Raw genomic sequence first — 922 nt, 5'->3', positions numbered from 1 at the left:
CGAAGGCGTCGATGCAGGTCTGGAAGAAGGCGGCGTTGTCGTTGTGGATGGTGCCGAGTGAGACGAGGACCAGGGGGCGGTCGCTCGCGCCGTCGCCCCCGCGGGCCCACTCGCCGTCGGAGGCCCGCCGGGCGAGGCAGGGGCCCGCGAAGTGGACGTCCTCGCCGAACGTCTCGCCCTTGAACTGGAACTCGCGCGGTACGAAGACGAGCGCGGGGCCCGCCTCGTTGCCGGTCATCAGGGCCTTGGGGCTCAGGGAAACCTTCAGACGGTCCAGGAGGTTCGCGATGCCGTGGAAGATGCGCACGATCTCGGGGTCGAGCGGATCGACGTCCGTCTGATGGGTGGCGAGGGACCACTCGGTGCTCGCGGCGAAGGTGGTCCGGTACGGCACGGCCGGGATGCCGCGGCGCGCCGCGATCAGCCGGGCCGCCCAGCCGGACGGATCGTCGTACACCACCAGATCGGGGCGGTCCGCGGCGAAGGCGCGGTCCAGTGGGGCGAGGGCGGCCAGGGTCTCGCGCAACAGATCGCGCAGCACCACGGCGAGGTCGCCGCTGCCGAAGCGGTCGGCGCGCTCCGCCGCAGTGTCCTTGGCGGGCAGACCGTCCATGGTCGACTCGTACCGCACCGGCGTCGCTCCGGCCTCGGCGACCACGCCTTCGAACCGCTCGGTCGTCGCGAAGCTGACTCGGTGACCGCGCGCCGTCAGCTCCTCCACGACCCCGAGGGTGGGATTCACGTGCCCGTGACCCGGAAGCGCGAAGAACGCGATGTGTGCCGTGCCGACGCCGTTCACCGCTGTCCCCGCGCATCCGTGAGCAGGGCTTCCACGACGTCCGCGGCGGCGGGTGCGCCGCCGGCGTGGGTGATGTGGTGGCGCATGGTGTGGGTGTTGTTGCGGTAGGTGGGGTCGGTGAGG

General features: G+C 71.8%; 1 pseudogene. It reads right to left on the bottom strand.

Annotated features, from left to right (window positions below):
• Positions 1–721: pseudogene (locus CIB93_RS36995) on the bottom strand (glycosyltransferase); the annotation flags it as partial.
• Between the last annotated feature and the right edge of the window lie 201 nt (positions 722–922).

Origin of the sequence: Streptomyces sp. WZ.A104, assembly GCF_002382885.1 — a bacterium.
In the GTDB taxonomy this organism is placed as follows: Bacteria; Actinomycetota; Actinomycetes; order Streptomycetales; family Streptomycetaceae; genus Streptomyces.
This window is presented reverse-complemented; position numbering and strand designations above follow the sequence as displayed.